The following is a 16,592-nucleotide window of genomic DNA, read 5'->3' as shown; positions in this document are numbered from 1 at the left end:
TTTTTAATCAACCGGACGCGGGCCAGGATCCATACCTGTTTCAGACGCCGTCATTAACGGTTTAACCGTGAGATCAGTATGTACATGAATTTGGCAGGATAAGCGGATATTTTCTTCCGTGATTCCTTTGGTCTCTCGAAGCGCAGTTTCCACCTCATTCATGGGACCAGCATCCCCCTCGATGATTTCAACACGGCAGGTTGTACATCTGGCGTTACCCCCACAGCGGTGCAAAATGTCTATCCCATGGTCCATTAGAGACAGCACAAGCTTTTTCCCTTCTTCAACCTGGAACGCTTCTTTTCCTACAACTTGAATCGTCGGCATTACAAATTCCTCCTTTTTATCCTTTGTTGCCTTATTGGCGTCTGGGCAAATACGAAGCTAATCTTATGAGCTAAAAAGTGGCGTGATGACGTGACAAATATAAAAAACGCTCAAGCCATTGACAGAATTTTCTCCGACAAACAGTGTGAGCGCTGATTGCTCCATTAATTCAGATTAAAACTTTTCTTGATTAGCGCCTTCCCAATCAGCCAAAAACTTCTCGATCCCTGCATCCGTAAGCGGGTGCTTGCTCATAGATTCGATAACTTTGTAAGGCACCGTTGCAATATGTGACCCTGCGAGCGCAGCCTCAATCACGTGAGCAGAGTGACGAACGCTGGCAGAGATGATTTCAGATTTAATACCGTGTACTTGGAAAATTTGGCTGATTTCTTTAATCAGATTTATACCAACCTGGTTGATATCATCCAAACGTCCGATAAATGGGGATACATAAGTTGCTCCTGCGCGCGCTGCCAGCAAGGCTTGCGTCGAACTGAAGATCAAGGTTACGTTCGTTGGGATGCCCAGTGATCTGAACACACTAGTCGCTTGAAGTCCATCCAATGTCATTGGAAGCTTGATGACGACATTCGGGCCGAGTTTGGCAAGTTTCTTGCCCTGCTCAACCATTTCGTCTACTTTCAATGAAACGACTTCTGCACTGATCGGCACATCGCCGACAATGGAGATGATTTCTTTCACTGTTTCGAAGAAGTCTCTTCCTTCTTTGGCAATGAGTGAAGGATTCGTTGTTACTCCTGCAACAACACCTAACGCGTGAGCTTTGCGAATTTCGTTTACATTGGCTGTGTCGATAAACAATTTCATCCTGTATCCCTACCTTTTCTCCCTTTGTGGGCTCATACTTGGAAATACTTCTGTCTGATTTGTTGTACGATTGCTTCTGCAGTAAAGCCATATTCACGAATAACTCGATCAGCCTTCGCGGATGCCCCGAATTTACGGATGCCCACAACGAAGCCTTTGCCTCCCGTAATCTCTTCCCATCCAGCAGGATAAGCCATCTCTATGACGACATTCGCTTTCACATGTGGTAAAAGGATGGCATTTCGCACCTCTTCAGGCTGCTGCTCGAACAATTCTCGGCTTGGCATGGAAATAACACGAGCCCCAATACCATCTTGCGCCAACTGTTTCTTCACGTCAAGTGCTAAGCTCACTTCAGAGCCCGTTGCGATAAGCTGAATTTCAGGTGTAGTTAGCGCGTCAACATCGGATAAGATGTAAGCCCCTTGATGAATATGGTCAAAAGCGAGCTTATCCGTCCCTGGAAGAACCGGTAAGTTCTGACGCGAGAGCGCGAATACGAACGGACCTTCCTTCGCTTGGAGGACATACTCCCAGGCCGCTGCGGTTTCGTTTGCGTCCGCAGGACGGAACAGCGTCAGATCCGGGATCATCCGCAGAGCAGGGATCTGTTCGATCGGCTGATGCGTTGGGCCGTCTTCGCCGACAGCGATGCTGTCATGCGTGAACACGTACGCAACAGGCAATTTCATGAGCGCGGACAAGCGAATAGCGCCGCGCAGGTAGTCGCTGAACACGAGGAACGTGCCGCCGAATGCACGCAGTCCCCCGTGCAGCAGCATGCCGTTCAGTGCTGCGCCCATGGCGAATTCACGGACGCCGAACCAGAAATTGCGGCCGCTGTAATCGGAAGCGCTGAATGCCGCTGCGTCGCTAATCATGGTGAAGTTGGAGCTCGCGAGGTCGGCAGAGCCGCCCACAAGCTGAGGTACCCGCTTCGCCAAGCCGTTGATCACTTTGCCGGAAGCGGTGCGCGTCGAGATCGTGCCGCTCTCTGGGGTAAATCGCGGCACCTCGGCATTCCAGTCCGCTGGAAGGTCACCGCGATTCGCGAGTTCGAATTGCTGAGCGAGCTCGGGGTAAGCAGCCTGGTAGCTGCTCCACAGCTGCTCCCAGCTGGTCTGGGACTGAGCACCCAGCTCTTTGTGCTGAGCGAAGTGCTTGTAGACCTCAGCCGGGACGTAGAAGTCTGGCTCGAGCGGCCAACCCAGAGCCTGCTTCGTCAGCAGCAGCTCTTCTTTGCCCAGCGGCGCGCCATGCGTGCCGCCGTGGCCGCCTTTGCCGGCTTTGTTCGGGCTGCCATAGCCGATCGTTGTCTTGATCTCAATGAGAGTTGGGCGATTGCGGTCCGCCTTGCCTTCTGCGATCGCAGAGGAGATCGCTTCGACGTTGTTCTGCTCTTCCACACGTAAGTACTGCCATCCATAGGATTCAATTCGCATTCGGACGTTTTCCGAGAACGACATGTTCAGCTCACCGTCGAGTGAAATGTCGTTGGAATCGTAGAGCACAATTAACTTGCCCAATTTCAAATGGCCAGCCAATGAAGCGGCTTCAGACGATACGCCTTCCATCAAGTCGCCATCACCGCAAATCGCATATGTGAAGTGATCGACGATAGGGAAATTCGGTTTGTTGTAGACAGAAGCCTGATGCGCTTCGGCCATTGCCATACCCACTGCCATTGCTACACCTTGGCCGAGTGGTCCTGTTGTTGCTTCGACGCCCGCCGTATGACCATACTCCGGATGTCCGGGTGTGCGGCTTCCCCATTGGCGAAACTCCTTAAGATCATCCATCGTTACGTCATAGCCGCTTAGGTGCAGCAGACTATATAACAACATCGAGCCATGTCCTGCCGACAGAACAAAGCGATCGCGATCCACCCACTTTGAATTGGCCGGATTGTGCTTCAAGTGCTGCGTCCAAAGTGCATATGCCATGGGCGCAGCGCCCATCGGCATGCCGGGATGACCCATAGCTGCTTTTTCGACTGCGTCGATTGTGAGCGTTCTAATTGTATTGATGCTTAACTCTTCAATGCCATCAGTTGTCTGATTCAAAAAAAGTTCGCCTCCATCAATTTGGTTGTTTTTGCATCATCTACTCTTTATTATAAGGATAGATGGAGCATTCAAATAATTGATAGTTTCGATACTCGCTATAGAAGGTGTCTATATGGTAAATTTTGAGTTGTATAAAGTTTTTTACCTCACTGCTAAGTCAGGCAGCTTATCTAAAGCGGCTAAAGAGCTGTACATTACCCAACCGAGTGTCTCTCACTCCATCAAATTGTTAGAGGTTACTCTGGGGCTGCAGCTGTTTGCCCGCACATCCAAAGGCGTCGAGCTTACAGAAGAAGGATCTGTGCTGTTTTCCTATATCGAACAGGCGTACAATTTCATTTCACTCGCTGAAGAGAAATTGAGTGAACTTCGCAACTTCTCCAGTGGAGAAATCAAAATTGGCGGCAGCGACTCTTTGTGCAAACATTACCTGCTCCCCTTCTTGGAGTCATTCCACGAGCAGTATCCTCACGTGCAAATTAACTTAGTGCACGGAACTACACCGGAAATTGTAAAGCAGTTGAAGGATGGGAAGATTGATATCGGTATTGTGAGGACGCCTATTCTCGATGATCAACTGCAGGTACGTGAAGGTATTACTATTCAAGATTGCTTCGTAACGGGGCCAAAATACCGAGAACTGTCTTTGAAAAAGGTAACACTTGCTGAGCTGCTGACCTATCCGATCATTTTATTTTCGAGAAATAGCTCCTCTCGGAAATTCATCACGCAATTATTCAGCGAACATGACTTGCTGCTGGAGCCAGAAATCGAGCTAGGCAGCGTAGATTTACTCATTGAGTTCGCTAAGATCGGCTTTGGCGTTTCCTTTGTAACGAAGGAATTTGTTGCGAAGGAACTAGCAGAAGACAGCTTGTTCGAGGTGAACATAGAGGCAACCATTCCTTCAACCAAGATTGGGATAATTACTTTAAAAAATATGCCTTTATCCACAGCGGCCGCTGCTTTTGTTACCAAACTGGAAAGCCCCGAGAATTGAACGCCAGCCTAGTGTTTGGGTGTCACTGCCTAAGAGCGCAAAAAAGGCGCTCTCAGCTCTGAACAACAAGCTGAACACGCCTTTTAAATTTACAGACTGACGATTGCTTTTATAACCTTCGACTCCGGCTTCAGCCAAGTCTCGAACTGGCCGATCATGTCCTCGAATGGGACACGGTGCGTGATGTAGCGGTCGATGTCGATGCTTCCGCTTTGTAAGGCGGCACGCACCGTGTCGAAATCCTCCACCGTGGCATTGCGACTGCTCATCAGGGTTAGCTCCCGTTTTGGCCAGAATCATCACCCCGAGTCCGATGGGACCTGCTCCAATCACCAACGCGGTTTCACCAGTTCGCAGTTCCGATCTTCGCACAGCATAGGCACCGATACTGAGCGGCTCTAACATAGCCGCTTGATCCAGTGTCAACCCATCGGTCTTGATGAGATGGCTGACTGGCAAGGCAATCAGCTCTCTCATACCGTCATCGATGCCGAGTACCTTCATATCTGTGCAGCAATTGGTCTTGTCATTGCGGCAAGCAATGCATACACCGCAGTGTAGATAAGGAATGATGCTAACTTGGTCACCGACTTGCAGCCCCGTGACATCCTCGCCGATCTGCTCAATCGTACCAACCAGTTCATGACCGAGAACACGCGGGTAGCTGAAAAAAGGCTGATTCCCTTTATATGCATGCAAATCCGTCCCGCAGATCCCTATCCCCTAGTACCGTTTCCGCTTTGGTTAACCCATAATAAGGAGACACATCGATTAAATTAATGCCCAGATCAACGGCTGTATGAACAGTGCGGATGCTTTCTTCTTCATTCGTCTCACGAAATACAGAGCCTAGTGAGGATGCGCCTAAGCTCAGCACGGAGACATCAAGCCCAGTTTTGCCTAATTTACGATATTTCATAGTTTATAAAACTCTATTGCATTTAGTCCGAATAACCGCGCTTTATCGGATTCCGACCAAGTTTCTGGCAATGCTTCTATAAGTACCTCGATGACTTCGTCATAGTCTGCAGCGAGCAAACAAACCGGCCAATCACTGCCGAATATAACACGATTCGTACCAAATATATCTAGAATATGCTGGATATACGCGTTGAAATTCCTACTCTGCCACTCCGCATGATTCGCTTCTGTGACCATACCGGATAGCTTACAATAGATATTGGGATGCTTTGCAATAGCTGCCATTTGGCTTTTCCAAGGTTCAATAACGCCATCCGCAATAAGCGGTTTAGCGATATGATCGATAACGGCACGTAAACCAGGAACCTGTTCCAAGAGCTGAACGACCGCCTCTAATTGATGGGATACCACAAGCAAGTCAATCGGAACATCCTCATCAGCAAAATATCGCAGTGCCGCTACAAACTGAGGCTCGAGTACAACACTCTCATCCGGCATTTCTTGAATCATGACCCGGAAGCCTACATATTTGGGATGCTGGCTAAACCTTTTATAATGGATTTGGAAGTCAGGATCATTCAGATTGAGCCAGCCTACTACACCTGCAATCGTATCTGATTCCTCACTTAAGGAAAGTAGATAATCCGTTTCTTCTAATGTAGGCGCCGCTTGAACAACAATCGTTTTGTCCAAATTGTGCCGGTGGAGGTTGGATAACAAGTCGTCCGGCAGAAAATCACGATACAAGACCGACAGCTCTGGATTAAGCCACCCATAGTCCCCTCGATCTAACTTCCAATAATGCTGGTGTGCATCGATCCGCATGGCGATTCTCCTTTTCATTGTCTATTTTTGGTATCGCTTTCTTCTATTGTATCACCATCTAAATCATATGAAATATCGATATCTAGCATATACAGCATGAGGATTCAGGTTCTCCTTACTGCCATTAGACATATTATCCAAAATATGTACGACATGCCCTGATTTGATCAATTCATCGACAATATGTGAACCGATAAAGCCGGCTCCCCCGGTGACCAAAATTTGCATAAAAGGCACCCCCTTTCATCACTAGACGCGACTTCCTCAATATATAATAAATTACCCTTTCAACAAGAACATTTGCAAAAAAAGAGACATTTTCCCCATCTAGTTGAACTAGATCAGAAGTATGTCTCTCTCTTTGTTTACCTTCTACTGCTTAGGCTCAAGACCTATTTGACGTAGGAAATTAGTGTTTCACAACTCTATCATATAAAAAGTCGGCAATATGAACGGCTTCCATGCGGCCGGCTTGCCCATGCTTATCAATACCCAGCTTCATTTGCAGCAAGCAGCCAGGGTTGCTGGTTACCAAATATTGAGCGCCAGTAGCGTTCACATTTTCCATTTTATGTTCAAGAATTTGGTTCGCCATGTCCGGTTGCGTGACGTTATAAATACCGGCTGAACCGCAGCAGGAGCCAGCGTCCATCATTTCTATATAGGCAGCGTTGCCTACATCTTTCAGAAGCTGCCTGGAAGGATTGCTGCCTTTCATGACATTGCGTAGATGGCAGGAGTCCTGATACGTAATCCGAGTGGAAGCTTCTCCGGTTTGTGTCTCTACGAACTGGAGAGGACGTCCTTGTTCCACAAGAATCGTACTGATATCCTTCACCCGTGCTGCAAACCAAGCCGATGCTTCCTTCCATTCCGGCTCCTCATGAAGCAAATGATCATACTCCACTAGAATGGCACCACAGCCACCTGCATTAGACACGATATAATCAACACCGGCCTCTTGGAAAGCGCGAATGTTATTCTTGGCCAAAGCTTTTGCTTGATCACTCTCACCACTGTGCGCATGAAGGGCGCCACAGCAGTTCTGTGTCTCTGGAATGACCACGTCAAATCCGGCTTCTGAAAGCAGCTTTACCGTTTTGATATTCGTTTCGGTAAACAATACATCCATTAAACAGCCACGGAACATACCCACCGTAGCAATCTTTTCACCTTTTGCCGGAATGTAGGTACCCAGTTGCTCTACTATCCCTTTACCGGAAGCGTCAGGGAGTATCTTTTCCATATCGGATAAGTGCTTGGAAAATAGGTTTACAACACCTGTTTTCCTTACTACCTTTTGAATGCCTGATTTCTTATAAAAATGAAGACCCGTCCCCAGCAATTGCATTCTTTGTTGAGAAGGGAATAACTCCTTAAACACGAGCTTACGCACGCCGCGTATCCACCATCTGTGCTGCTTCGTATGCGTCTCAATAGCATCGCGCGCCTGCTCAATTAATTGCCCATATTTCACATCTGCCGGACAGGCTGGTTCACATGCGCGGCATCCCAAACAATGGTTCATTTGATCTTCGAAGCTTATACCTGGCTCCATAATACCATCCACGGCCGCTTTCATAAGTGAAATCCGTCCACGAGGAGATTCGGCTTCCACACCGGTCTCCTTGAATGTCGGACAAGCGGGCAGACAAAAACCACAGCGCATACAATTGGTTAACTGCTCATAATCCAGCATCTGTATGAGTGTTTCTTGAAGTGTTGCTGCTGGGAGCTTAGCCACGGTCAATCACCACCCTGCGTCTGGATTCTTTAGCAAACATTTTACCTGGATTTAATATATGATGTGGATCGAAGACTTCCTTAATCCCTTTCATCATGGCAATTCCAGCACTTCCCACTTTCCATTCCAAGAAAGGCGCTTTGACTAAACCAACACCATGCTCGCCAGTAATCGTGCCCCCCATATGGATAGCCGCTTCAAATATTTCTTCAAAGGCTAATTCAACACGATGTATTTCTTCGTGATCCCTCGCATCCGTCGTCGCCGTTGGATGAAGATTTCCATCCCCTGCATGCCCAAAGGTACAAATTTGAACACGATGCTTCTCGGCTATGCGATTGATCTCTAAGACCATATCAGCAATTTTGGAGCGTGGAACCGTTGCATCCTCTAGTATCGTTGTTGGGCGTAAACGGGCAAGTGCGGTAAAGGCGCTTCTTCTTGCCGTTAACAGCTTCAAGGCTTCCTCTTGATTGTTCGCAATGCTGACTTCATCGGCCAGCTCCTCGCGGCAAATTTCCGAGATCCGTTCGATGTCCCGCTCAACGGTTTCCATATCACCATCCTGCTCAATTAACAAAATAGCCGCCATATCGAGCGGAAGTCCCAATTTGGCAAAATCGTCAACAACACGAATCGTCGGATTATCCATGAATTCGAGGGTAGCCGGAATGATACGGTTTTCAATGATTTTGGATACAGTCCGAGCTGCTCCATATAAGTCTTTGTACATGGCCAGCATCGTTTTTTTATATTTGGGCGGCGGTACTAGCTTGAGCGTCGCTTCGGTAATGACCGCTAACGTGCCCTCCGAGCCAACGAGCAGCTTTGTTAAATCATAGCCGGCCACGTCTTTCATCAGCTTCCCGCCTGTACGCATAATTTCGCCTGAAGCTAATACACATTCTAATCCGATCACGTAATCTTTGGTGGTGCCGTATTTTAAACCGCGAAGACCTCCCGAACATTCCGCAATATTACCGCCAATGGTCGAGATCGACATACTGCTTGGATCTGGTGGATAAAATAACCCGAGATTTTCGATATGCTCGATGAACTGCTTCGTAATGATACCCGGCTGAACTGTTGCCGTTAAATTTTGCAAATCAATGTCGAGTATCGCATTCATTCGATGCATGACCATCACAATGCCACCTTGAACGGGGACTGTGCCGCCGCAAAGATTCGTGCCTGAACCCCTGCTGACCAGCGGAATGCGATACTCATTTAACACCTTCATAATCGCGGATACCTGCGCAGTATCTTTAGGATAGATCACACCGTCAGGCAGCGACTGCAGCATAGGTGTTCCATCGTAAGAATGCGTAACTAGAGATTCCATATCATCTTTAAAAAAAGCATCGCCTACAATATCCTGCAGTTGTTGTCTTACTCGGCTATCAAGCATAGAAACCTCCCATGGAACTACATATTTATTTCGGTAATTGATCATGTGATCAGATGACTTTTCTTCTATTTTAACTTATGATTGAATTGATGTATAGATCTTTCATGGGGGAATTTTATGACATTCCAGCAGATTCGACCGCAAAAGGGCTCGGAAATCGTGCTACAGCAAATTAAAATGCAAATCGAGACGGGTACTTATGCACCAGGTTCGAAACTTCCAACCGTTGTTGAACTTGCAGCTAGCTTTCAGGTTGGCCGTTCTACGGTTAGAGAAGCGCTTAGCGGATTAAAGGCAACGGGGTGGGTAGATATTCGACATGGCGGAGGCACCTTCGTTACTAACCATTTGCCGGCAGACAGCAGCAGCCTCTTTGATCAAGGCCAAACGCTGCAGGAAGTGCAGGAGGTCCGAAGATTCATAGAGGCGGGTTGTGCTTCGTTAGCAGCAAGTCGCCGTACCGAAGAAAATTTGGCGGAACTAAGGCAGATCCTCAGCACGATGGAAGCAACGCTAGAAAACGAAGAAGAAAGCGAGCAAGCCGACATTCGCTTTCACCTGGAAATCGCCAAAGCCTCCCACAATTCCCTCTTAATCGGGATGATGGAGTCATTGACGGAGCGGCTGCAGCAAAGCATGAAGGCTTCTCGCCGTCTGTGGTTTTTTGCTGAACGCGCTTCCGCTGAGAAGCTTCTTCAGGAACATCTTGACATCGTCGATGCCATTGATGCAAAAGATGAGCAGCTTGCAGCGGAGAAGATGTCGCAGCATATTCATAAAGTGGATCAAGTTATTCAAAAACTTGCTAAAACCTCTATGGATGCTTCCTTGCAGGCGTCACCTAACTCTTGATCGGGAAGTCGATCCGTGATAATTCGGTTAACGGCATCCAGGCTTGCGAATGAAAACAAGTCCTGCATCCCAAATTTGGACTGATCCATTACAATGTTAATTTCAGATGCCTGCTTAATGGCAAGACGTTTAATCTCAGCCTCATGCATGTTGGAGTTGCTGAAGCCATGCTTCAAAGTGACACCTGTAGTCCCGATAAACACCCTGTTAAATGCCATTTTTATAATAGCATCAGCGGCAATCGGCCCTACTAAAGTTGAAGTTTGGCCCACCAACATGCCGCCTATAACAATCGTCGAGATCAGTTTTCCTTGAAGCTCTGCAGCAATATTAAGCGCATTGGTTACGACTGTAATGTTCTTGCCCGGCTGAATAAATTTAGCCACTTGGAGCGTAGTTGAGCCGCCGTCCAGAAAGATCGATTCCCCTGGCTGAATCAGCTGCGCGGCTTGTTTCCCGATCCTCATTTTTTCTTCAATGAAAACCCCGTTCCGTTCATGTAAAGCGATATCCGTACCAACTAAAATAGCGCCGCCGAACGTACGCCTAATATGTCCCCATTGCTCCAGCTTCTCCATATCTCTGCGCAGGGTCATTTCCGTGACCTCGAACATCTCTTTCAATTCCGCGATTTTGACTTCTCCGTCGAGCGCCATTCGGTCCAATATTTGCTGCTGGCGTTGATTGATTTGGTTTTGCATCCTGAGAACCTCCGCTACTTGTTCATGTCCCTATTATCGCAGTTAACTTAGCCTAGGTTCAACCTGATTTCGTACTTGACCGTTTCGCCCGGCTCGAGATAAACCAGTGTTCCTTGTTCTCGTTCTCTTTGCCGGCCTTCTACATGACAGTTACCTGGTTCGATACCAAGAACATGGGTTCCGGCACCTGGCATTTTCCACTGGACGAGATTGGGCAGCGTCTCCGCCGACCAGCCAAGAGTGACACGAACCTTTCCAAATCCGTGAGGATGGGGGAAATAAGGATTCTCAATCTGCACTTCAGGTTCGCCAGACAACTCATGGTAGTAAACTCTCTCTTGATAATCCGCATCCGGCGCTTGCCAAGTTTCATATCCACTGATGGAATCTCCGCTCTCCCGAGCTCTTACTTTTGTATCTTTCATGATGATGATGGTGTCTTCGCTCAACAAGGGAAAGCCGAAATTGAAATGATACAAAATCATATGCGGACAACGCTGAAAGCCGCTGTTACGCACTTCATCTTGAATCACAATCTCATTTTCGCCCAGACGGCTCCGAATCCGCCGCGACAAGATAAGCTGACCGCCAAAAATGGATGTTTCCTCTATGACACCTGAGACCGTCATCTCCATCGCATCTTCATTCCAACTGCTTTCGGCAGCAACCTGCCTTGCCGGGGTATGGTGTATTCGGCCGTGCAGGCCAAGCCTTTCACCTTGATCCTCCCCAGATGTACCGACCTGCGTTAATCCGCATGTCATTAGCAAACCGCCGGATGCCGTGCGCAGCCAACCGTTACCTTCTGCTTCGTAAAAGCTCGGATGGGCATCGCCGTTAGGAGATTGCCAGCTGATAGGAACGCCATGATATTCGGTTAAAGATATATCCAGGCCTTTACTCGGAATGACATAATAACAGAGTCCGGCTCCTGTGCGAACCTGTATCTGCTCAACACCCGTTTCTCTTCCTTCCGAAAAGATAAAGCGCTTGATGCCGGCAATCTGTTCAATCCTTCCTACACGTGCTTCCAGCTCTCGGCGAGTCCACTTTTTCCCATAAAGGTTCATCGTATCGTCCTACTTATCTTCTTCTATAACCGGTATCCGCTCAATTCGGGGATCGGTAAAGATATCATACTCATCCCGGCTGGTGCTGGAAAATTCAGAAACAACCGCGCCTAGATCACCTGCTTGAAACCAGTGCTTAATGCCAGGTTCGATCGTATATTGTTCACCGGGATGCAATTCAATTTCGTGAAACACGGTGTAGTAAGCTTCACTCCCAGCAGGTATGATCGCTTTAAGGGTGGAAGCTGCTTCTCCCTCTACATAGAGCAAGACGCTTCCTGAACGGCAGCGAAAAGTCTCCATTTTGCCGGGATCACTGCCGACTGGCGGATGTAAATGCTCCGGGCATGTTTGCCGCGGGAACAGAACCAATTCTTTGGCACAATAACGGTCTGTATTCACATAGGTAATCAATTCCAGCCCTTGAACTCCCAGTTGGTTCAGCCCGAAGCCAGCCACTTCAATGTTCCTGATTTCGCTGTCTGTCAGCACAATCCCGCTGAGCTTCAATACTTCCGCTGTCCGCTCTTGAGCAATCATGATATCGCTTCTTTTCATCTCTTCTCGCCCTCCCTAGACTTTTTATGATGCGGCCCGATCCATAAGTTCTCTTCATGGAAAACCCAGTTAGGTAAATCTAGCTTCATCCTGCGTTTCGTCCATCCGTCGTTTATACGTTTCCATACCTCAGAAAATTCCGGAATACCGCTTACGGCATCAGCACGTTCTACATTAAACGCTCCGACGCCAACAGCCGTATGAAGAGTATGCTCTAGCTGTGTGCCCCTCAACAGGCCTAATAAAAAACCTGCAATGGTGCAGTCACCCGCGCCTGTGGTGCCTACAACGTCTACTTCATAGCAGGATGAAATCAACTCGGCGTCTAACCAATTCTCGCATAGCACTTCATTTGGAGCACATAATCCCATTTCTGCTAGGCGTTCCTCATGCCAAGTGGTCCGGACATATAAACCGTGTTCCCCTAGCTTCAGTCCGACAATGGCTACCCCCATTTCCAGCAATTCTTCGGCAATCTGGGAAAGAAAATCCCCCGTGGCATATGGCAGAAGATCTCCGGACTCGGATTCCCCCATCCACTGATCAAACCGATCCCGATGCAGCATGTAAACAATCTCTTCAAAGCTAGGCAAAAACACATCCACATATTTAAGCGTATTCATAAAAATAGACCGCCAATCTACTCGGCCTGCATCTGATTCCGGGTCCGGCTTAGCCAGATCAAGAGAAACAGTTAAGCTTTGATCCTTGACCTTTTTTAACAGCAAAGCCAGCTCTTCACCGTTATTCACATACATGCTGCGCATTAAAGGAGGATAGCCAAAATGAAATAAACGTGCTGCTTGAAATTGTTCGGTTCTCAGGTCTGCAGCCGAATAGGTATCATTGGCTCCGGTCGAATGCAGAAAGGTTCGGTCCGTACCCGGCGGACTAATCACGATAGAATAAGAGCTGTGTTCTCCCGAGGCTATAATCATCCCATCCACTAAAGAGGGACTTTGCTCGCTTAGAATAGAAAGTATGGCTTCGCCAAATCGATCTTTGCCCACTTTCCCCATTAAACTCACCTTACTGCCGAGACGATGAAGTGCTATACCCGTATTCGATACAGCGCCTCCCGTTGAGATAACAGCAGGCCCAATATCAACAAGCTTACCGGGAACCAATAAGGCATTTGTCCCCAATGGTTTTCCATGAATCGTTGGGATGATATCCAAACAAATATGCCCGGCTACAATCACTTCCGCTTGACACTGGCTCAAGTTTAATTCCTCCAGTCAATGGGTATAGTTTCACCTGTCCGATTCGATTCCAGAGCCGCAGTAAATACTTTATGGCTGTAAGCAGCTTCCTCGGGTGTAGCGCAGTGAAAGGATTGCCCAGCAGCTTTTCCATTAACCAGCTCATCACAGAAAGCCGCCCACATCTGAAGAATAGAATCCGAGAAGCCGAATTCGAAAATACCCCCGGTTATCGTGCCATAGGCTGATTTATAAGGTGCATCCGCTACATGCCAAGCTTGAACGCCGCCCGGCGTATAAGGCAAGGAGGCCACCTGCTTCGGATTTTTGGTCGTGAATTCCGCTGAAAAATCGGTTCCCGTTATGCGGATAAACCAAGTATTGGCATGGCCCGGAGCAATTCGTTTCGTAGAAAGCACCATCGGAAACTGCGCATCTGCCAGTTCAACCTCACATGCAAGAATGGCATTATCCCATGTCTCACATGGCACCATATTGCCTTTCCCGTCGGGGCGTTCGGGCACGATTTTGGACAGAAGCGCTCTAACCGATCTGGGCTTCCAGCCAAAACGCATGGGCAGATGCAGGACATGCATGCCTAAATCCCCCATACACCCATATTCGCCATTCGTGGCGATTCGCCTCTTCCAGTTTATTGCTTTTGTTGGATCGAGATCACTAGAATGCCAGAAACCTGCCTCCACTTCGATAATTTTACCGAATTTATTTTCTTGCACCCACTGGGTAATTTGTTGAGCCCCTGGAAAGAATGGAAATTCAGATGAGCATCTGACAATAACTTGGGGGTGTTGTTTTATTGCTTCTAGAATGTGTCTGTTCGCCTCTTGGTCAATTCCAAATGGCTTTTCTCCTAATAAGTGTTTGCCAGACTTGATAATATCGACATAAATCCCCGCATGGAGGTTGTGCGGAACGGCGCAGTAAATCGCATCCACATCCGGATTGGCAAGCAACTCCTTATAATCTGTGTAAGCGGCCTCCACACTCGGTACGTTTTCTTGAAACCACTCCGTAGCTGCTGAGTTGGCATCACATACCGCGACAATTTTCGGTGCAAAATCGACCTGGGTCAGGTGACACCACCGTGCAGCTGCGCTGGCAAATTCTTTGCCCATTAACCCACAGCCAATAACACCAAAGCGGATGATTGTTTTAGACATTAGTATCATTCTCCTCTCATACGTTATTGAGTGAGTAGAGCAAGTGCTTGCTCTTCCGTTGCTTTCTGATGAACAATGGCCATTAAAGCTTTGGTCATTCCGGAAGGATTTGGATGCTGAATCACATTGCGGCCATAGACAATACCCGAAGCTCCTTGTTTCATCAATTCAACAGTACGGCTCATAATCTCCTCATCGCTAGCTCTGCCTCCCCCGCGCACAAGCACCGGAATTCCGGAAGCGATTTCAATAACCCTGTGATATTCCTGAACATGATCGCAAGGATCCGCTTTAATGACATCTGCCCCCAATTCAACCGCTTGTCGAACGAGTGGAAGAATTTTATGGATATCTCCGTCTACCATGTAACCGCCCTTTGCTTCGTTAGCCAGCATCACCAGTGGTTCCACCATCAAAGGCATGCCGTATTTCTCGCATTCCGCTTTGAGCAAGGATACGTTCTTTACACATTGATAATGAAGCTCTGGCTGATTCGGAAGCAGCAGTAGATTAACACAAACGGATACTGCATCCATACGGACAGCCTGCTCTATAGCCTTATCGATTAATTCACTAAATACATAATGCGGGAGAACATCTCCATAAATGTTAGCAGCATCTGTGCGAAGAACAAGCCCCGGCTTCTGACTGCCAGGAATCGATTGGAGATGTCTGGCCTGGCCAATGCTCAATTGGATACAGTTCGGGCCTGCTTCAACAATCGTTTCTATCGCTTGCTTCATGTTCTCAATCCCGGATAAAAAAGTAACTTCATTAAAGAAGCCATGATCAATAGCCACATCAAAGCATTTCCCCTGCGCACTGAACATTCGATTAAGTCTAGGTTTTAATGACATGAATAATTCCTCTCTCCTCATGAATTGATGTTATTTTATAACATAAAAAGTTTATTTACAACATAAATTATTGTCACTTTATAACATGAAATGTGACAAAAGGGACAAACGAATGAACCATTCGCCGCCCCTTTTTGCTTCCTCCACTAAACAAAAAAAGCCTTAATTTGATTAAGGCTTTCCTTGTTTGTAACCTATGCTCTTGTGTACCTACGGATACCGGCGAGAGGACTCGAACCTCCACTCGTTAGAACTCGATTTTGAGTCGAGCGCGTCTGCCATTCCGCCACGCCGGCATTTGATGCGCGTAGAGGGACTTGAACCCCCACGGTCACCCGCTAGATCCTAAGTCTAGTGCGTCTGCCAATTCCGCCATACGCGCATGCAATAAAATCTTACTAGGTCCCTTTTGGGAAATATGGTGCCGTCGAGAGGACTTGAACCCCCAACCTACTGATTACAAGTCAGTTGCTCTACCAGTTGAGCTACAACGGCATATTTAGTTTGTTTATGGGATGATGAATTGGGGGCCACGCAAAGTATTTGGATTAAGCTTCGTCAGCTTACTTTACTTTGTGAGGATCATTGGTGACCCGTAGGGGACTCGAACCCCTGTTACCTCCGTGAAAGGGAGGTGTCTTAACCACTTGACCAACGGGCCTAATTCCCTTTAACTGATTAATTGTCTTATAGGGCGGCAAAAAAAATACCCCGTTAAGGGTACTGCTTGGCAACGTTCTACTCTCCCAGAACCCTGCGGTTCAAGTACCATCGACGCTGGAGGGCTTAACGGTCGTGTTCGAGATGGGAACGCGTGGGTCCCCTCCGCCATCATCACCAAACAGTCAAAGCGTTTGTTTGCGCCTTGAAAACTAGATACGAAACTTGCGTAAAGTGTTACCTTAGGTTAAATACTTATGCTTCCGAAGCTAGCTTTCCTCCGGAAAGCTTTGAGGTTAAGCCCTCGACCGATTAGTATTCGTCAGCTGCATGCATTGCTGCACTTCCACCTCGAACCTATCAACCTCGTCGTCTACAAGGGGTCTTAC

Annotated in this window: 15 protein-coding genes, 4 tRNA genes, 2 rRNA genes and 2 pseudogenes; 2 read left to right on the top strand and 21 right to left on the bottom strand. The window is 47.7% G+C overall.

All coding sequences use genetic code 11. The features are described 5' to 3' along the window. Positions 1-3: 3 nt before the first annotated feature. The 3 genes from BLT91_RS28150 to tkt all read right to left on the bottom strand — a co-directional run bounded on the left by BLT91_RS28150 (position 4) and on the right by tkt (position 3,221). Positions 4-327 (bottom strand): 2Fe-2S iron-sulfur cluster-binding protein, encoded by a 324-nt coding sequence (locus BLT91_RS28150; RefSeq protein WP_090827336.1) that lies wholly within the window; start codon positions 325-327, stop codon positions 4-6. Between the two features lie 174 nt (positions 328-501). Continuing rightward, a complete protein-coding gene (fsa, locus tag BLT91_RS28145) occupies positions 502-1,158 on the bottom strand; it encodes a fructose-6-phosphate aldolase (protein ID WP_090827334.1) in 657 nt (218 codons plus the stop codon). Positions 1,159-1,190: 32 nt separating this feature from the next. Then, positions 1,191-3,221 carry a transketolase gene (gene tkt, locus BLT91_RS28140; RefSeq protein ID WP_090827332.1) on the bottom strand — a complete coding sequence of 677 codons (2,031 nt, stop codon included), beginning with the start codon at positions 3,219-3,221 and terminating at the stop codon, positions 1,191-1,193. Between the two features lie 115 nt (positions 3,222-3,336). Between tkt and BLT91_RS28135 the strand changes: the two genes are divergently transcribed. Continuing rightward, a complete protein-coding gene (locus BLT91_RS28135) occupies positions 3,337-4,224 on the top strand; it encodes a LysR family transcriptional regulator (protein ID WP_090827330.1) in 888 nt (295 codons plus the stop codon). Positions 4,225-4,313: 89 nt separating this feature from the next. On the opposite strand, the pseudogene BLT91_RS28130 reads toward BLT91_RS28135, so the two are convergent. The 6 genes and pseudogenes from BLT91_RS28130 to BLT91_RS28105 all read right to left on the bottom strand — a co-directional run. Continuing rightward, positions 4,314-4,944 (bottom strand): annotated as a pseudogene (locus BLT91_RS28130) (alcohol dehydrogenase catalytic domain-containing protein); the annotation flags it as partial. 1 nt (position 4,945) lies between these two features. Then, positions 4,946-5,143, bottom strand: a pseudogene (locus tag BLT91_RS28125) (aldo/keto reductase); the annotation flags it as partial. Next, positions 5,140-5,970 (bottom strand): amidohydrolase family protein, encoded by an 831-nt coding sequence (locus BLT91_RS28120; protein ID WP_175532565.1) that lies wholly within the window; start codon positions 5,968-5,970, stop codon positions 5,140-5,142. The pseudogene BLT91_RS28125 and the gene BLT91_RS28120, both read right to left, overlap by 4 nt. A gap of 63 nt (positions 5,971-6,033) precedes the next feature. Beyond that, a complete protein-coding gene (locus BLT91_RS28115) occupies positions 6,034-6,198 on the bottom strand; it encodes an NAD-dependent epimerase/dehydratase family protein (protein ID WP_090827327.1) in 165 nt (54 codons plus the stop codon). A gap of 181 nt (positions 6,199-6,379) precedes the next feature. Then, positions 6,380-7,669, bottom strand: coding sequence for a (Fe-S)-binding protein (locus BLT91_RS28110; RefSeq protein WP_090827367.1), 1,290 nt, complete (start codon positions 7,667-7,669; stop codon positions 6,380-6,382). Positions 7,670-7,706: 37 nt separating this feature from the next. After that, on the bottom strand, positions 7,707-9,122 hold the full coding sequence (locus BLT91_RS28105) for an FAD-binding oxidoreductase (protein WP_090827325.1): 1,416 nt from the start codon (positions 9,120-9,122) through the stop codon (positions 7,707-7,709). Between the two features lie 117 nt (positions 9,123-9,239). Here BLT91_RS28105 and BLT91_RS28100 point away from each other — a divergent pair, with 117 nt between their 5' ends. Beyond that, a complete protein-coding gene (locus BLT91_RS28100; protein WP_090827323.1) occupies positions 9,240-9,974 on the top strand; it encodes a FadR/GntR family transcriptional regulator in 735 nt (244 codons plus the stop codon). Here the strand turns inward: BLT91_RS28100 and BLT91_RS28095 are convergent. The 12 genes from BLT91_RS28095 to BLT91_RS28040 all read right to left on the bottom strand — a co-directional run. Continuing rightward, the gene (locus BLT91_RS28095; protein WP_090827322.1) at positions 9,917-10,675 is read right to left on the bottom strand and encodes a DeoR/GlpR family DNA-binding transcription regulator; all 759 of its coding nucleotides are present in this window, start codon (positions 10,673-10,675) and stop codon (positions 9,917-9,919) included. The genes BLT91_RS28100 and BLT91_RS28095 overlap by 58 nt on opposite strands. Positions 10,676-10,722: 47 nt before the next feature. Then, positions 10,723-11,745: an aldose 1-epimerase family protein gene (locus BLT91_RS28090; protein ID WP_090827321.1), complete on the bottom strand. Its 1,023-nt coding sequence runs from the start codon at positions 11,743-11,745 to the stop codon at positions 10,723-10,725. A gap of 9 nt (positions 11,746-11,754) precedes the next feature. Continuing rightward, the gene (locus BLT91_RS28085) at positions 11,755-12,303 is read right to left on the bottom strand and encodes a D-lyxose/D-mannose family sugar isomerase (protein ID WP_090827319.1); all 549 of its coding nucleotides are present in this window, start codon (positions 12,301-12,303) and stop codon (positions 11,755-11,757) included. Further along, on the bottom strand, positions 12,300-13,526 hold the full coding sequence (locus BLT91_RS28080) for a carbohydrate kinase family protein (protein WP_090827317.1): 1,227 nt from the start codon (positions 13,524-13,526) through the stop codon (positions 12,300-12,302). The genes BLT91_RS28085 and BLT91_RS28080 overlap by 4 nt, the downstream gene beginning before the upstream one ends. A 2-nt stretch (positions 13,527-13,528) precedes the next feature. Next, entirely contained in the window at positions 13,529-14,686 is a 1,158-nt protein-coding gene (locus BLT91_RS28075; protein WP_090827315.1) for a Gfo/Idh/MocA family protein, read from the bottom strand. A 23-nt stretch (positions 14,687-14,709) separates the two neighbouring features. Then, the gene (locus tag BLT91_RS28070) at positions 14,710-15,543 is read right to left on the bottom strand and encodes a class I fructose-bisphosphate aldolase (protein WP_090827314.1); all 834 of its coding nucleotides are present in this window, start codon (positions 15,541-15,543) and stop codon (positions 14,710-14,712) included. Between the two features lie 217 nt (positions 15,544-15,760). Further along, a tRNA-Leu gene (locus tag BLT91_RS28065) sits at positions 15,761-15,839 on the bottom strand. Positions 15,840-15,845: 6 nt separating this feature from the next. Then, positions 15,846-15,925, bottom strand: a tRNA-Leu gene (locus tag BLT91_RS28060). Positions 15,926-15,962: 37 nt separating this feature from the next. Beyond that, a tRNA-Thr gene (locus BLT91_RS28055) sits at positions 15,963-16,038 on the bottom strand. A gap of 91 nt (positions 16,039-16,129) precedes the next feature. Next, positions 16,130-16,204 (bottom strand) — tRNA-Glu (locus BLT91_RS28050). 64 nt (positions 16,205-16,268) lie between these two features. Then, a 5S ribosomal RNA gene (gene rrf, locus BLT91_RS28045) occupies positions 16,269-16,385 on the bottom strand. Between the two features lie 110 nt (positions 16,386-16,495). Next, positions 16,496-16,592, bottom strand: a 23S ribosomal RNA gene (locus BLT91_RS28040); the annotation flags it as partial.

Source organism: Paenibacillus sp. yr247 (assembly GCF_900103825.1).
In the GTDB taxonomy this organism is placed as follows: domain Bacteria; phylum Bacillota; class Bacilli; order Paenibacillales; family NBRC-103111; genus Paenibacillus_E.
Note: the sequence above shows the minus strand (reverse complement) of the source record. Positions and strands in the feature narration are given on the sequence as shown.

Bases quoted from the DNA above. Each gene is read 5' to 3' on its own strand.
- BLT91_RS28150 (WP_090827336.1), bottom strand. From the start codon at position 327: ATGCCGACGATTCAAGTTGTAGGAAAAGAAGCGTTCCAGGTTGAAGAA.
- fsa (WP_090827334.1), bottom strand. From the start codon at position 1,158: ATGAAATTGTTTATCGACACAGCCAATGTAAACGAAATTCGCAAAGCT.
- BLT91_RS28135 (WP_090827330.1), top strand. From the start codon at position 3,337: ATGGTAAATTTTGAGTTGTATAAAGTTTTTTACCTCACTGCTAAGTCA.
- BLT91_RS28120 (WP_175532565.1), bottom strand. From the start codon at position 5,970: ATGCGGATCGATGCACACCAGCATTATTGGAAGTTAGATCGAGGGGAC.
- BLT91_RS28115 (WP_090827327.1), bottom strand. From the start codon at position 6,198: ATGCAAATTTTGGTCACCGGGGGAGCCGGCTTTATCGGTTCACATATT.
- BLT91_RS28110 (WP_090827367.1), bottom strand. From the start codon at position 7,669: ATGCTGGATTATGAGCAGTTAACCAATTGTATGCGCTGTGGTTTTTGT.
- BLT91_RS28105 (WP_090827325.1), bottom strand. From the start codon at position 9,122: ATGCTTGATAGCCGAGTAAGACAACAACTGCAGGATATTGTAGGCGAT.
- BLT91_RS28100 (WP_090827323.1), top strand. From the start codon at position 9,240: ATGACATTCCAGCAGATTCGACCGCAAAAGGGCTCGGAAATCGTGCTA.
- BLT91_RS28095 (WP_090827322.1), bottom strand. From the start codon at position 10,675: ATGCAAAACCAAATCAATCAACGCCAGCAGCAAATATTGGACCGAATG.
- BLT91_RS28090 (WP_090827321.1), bottom strand. From the start codon at position 11,745: ATGAACCTTTATGGGAAAAAGTGGACTCGCCGAGAGCTGGAAGCACGT.
- BLT91_RS28085 (WP_090827319.1), bottom strand. From the start codon at position 12,303: ATGAAAAGAAGCGATATCATGATTGCTCAAGAGCGGACAGCGGAAGTA.
- BLT91_RS28075 (WP_090827315.1), bottom strand. From the start codon at position 14,686: ATGTCTAAAACAATCATCCGCTTTGGTGTTATTGGCTGTGGGTTAATG.
- BLT91_RS28070 (WP_090827314.1), bottom strand. From the start codon at position 15,543: ATGTCATTAAAACCTAGACTTAATCGAATGTTCAGTGCGCAGGGGAAA.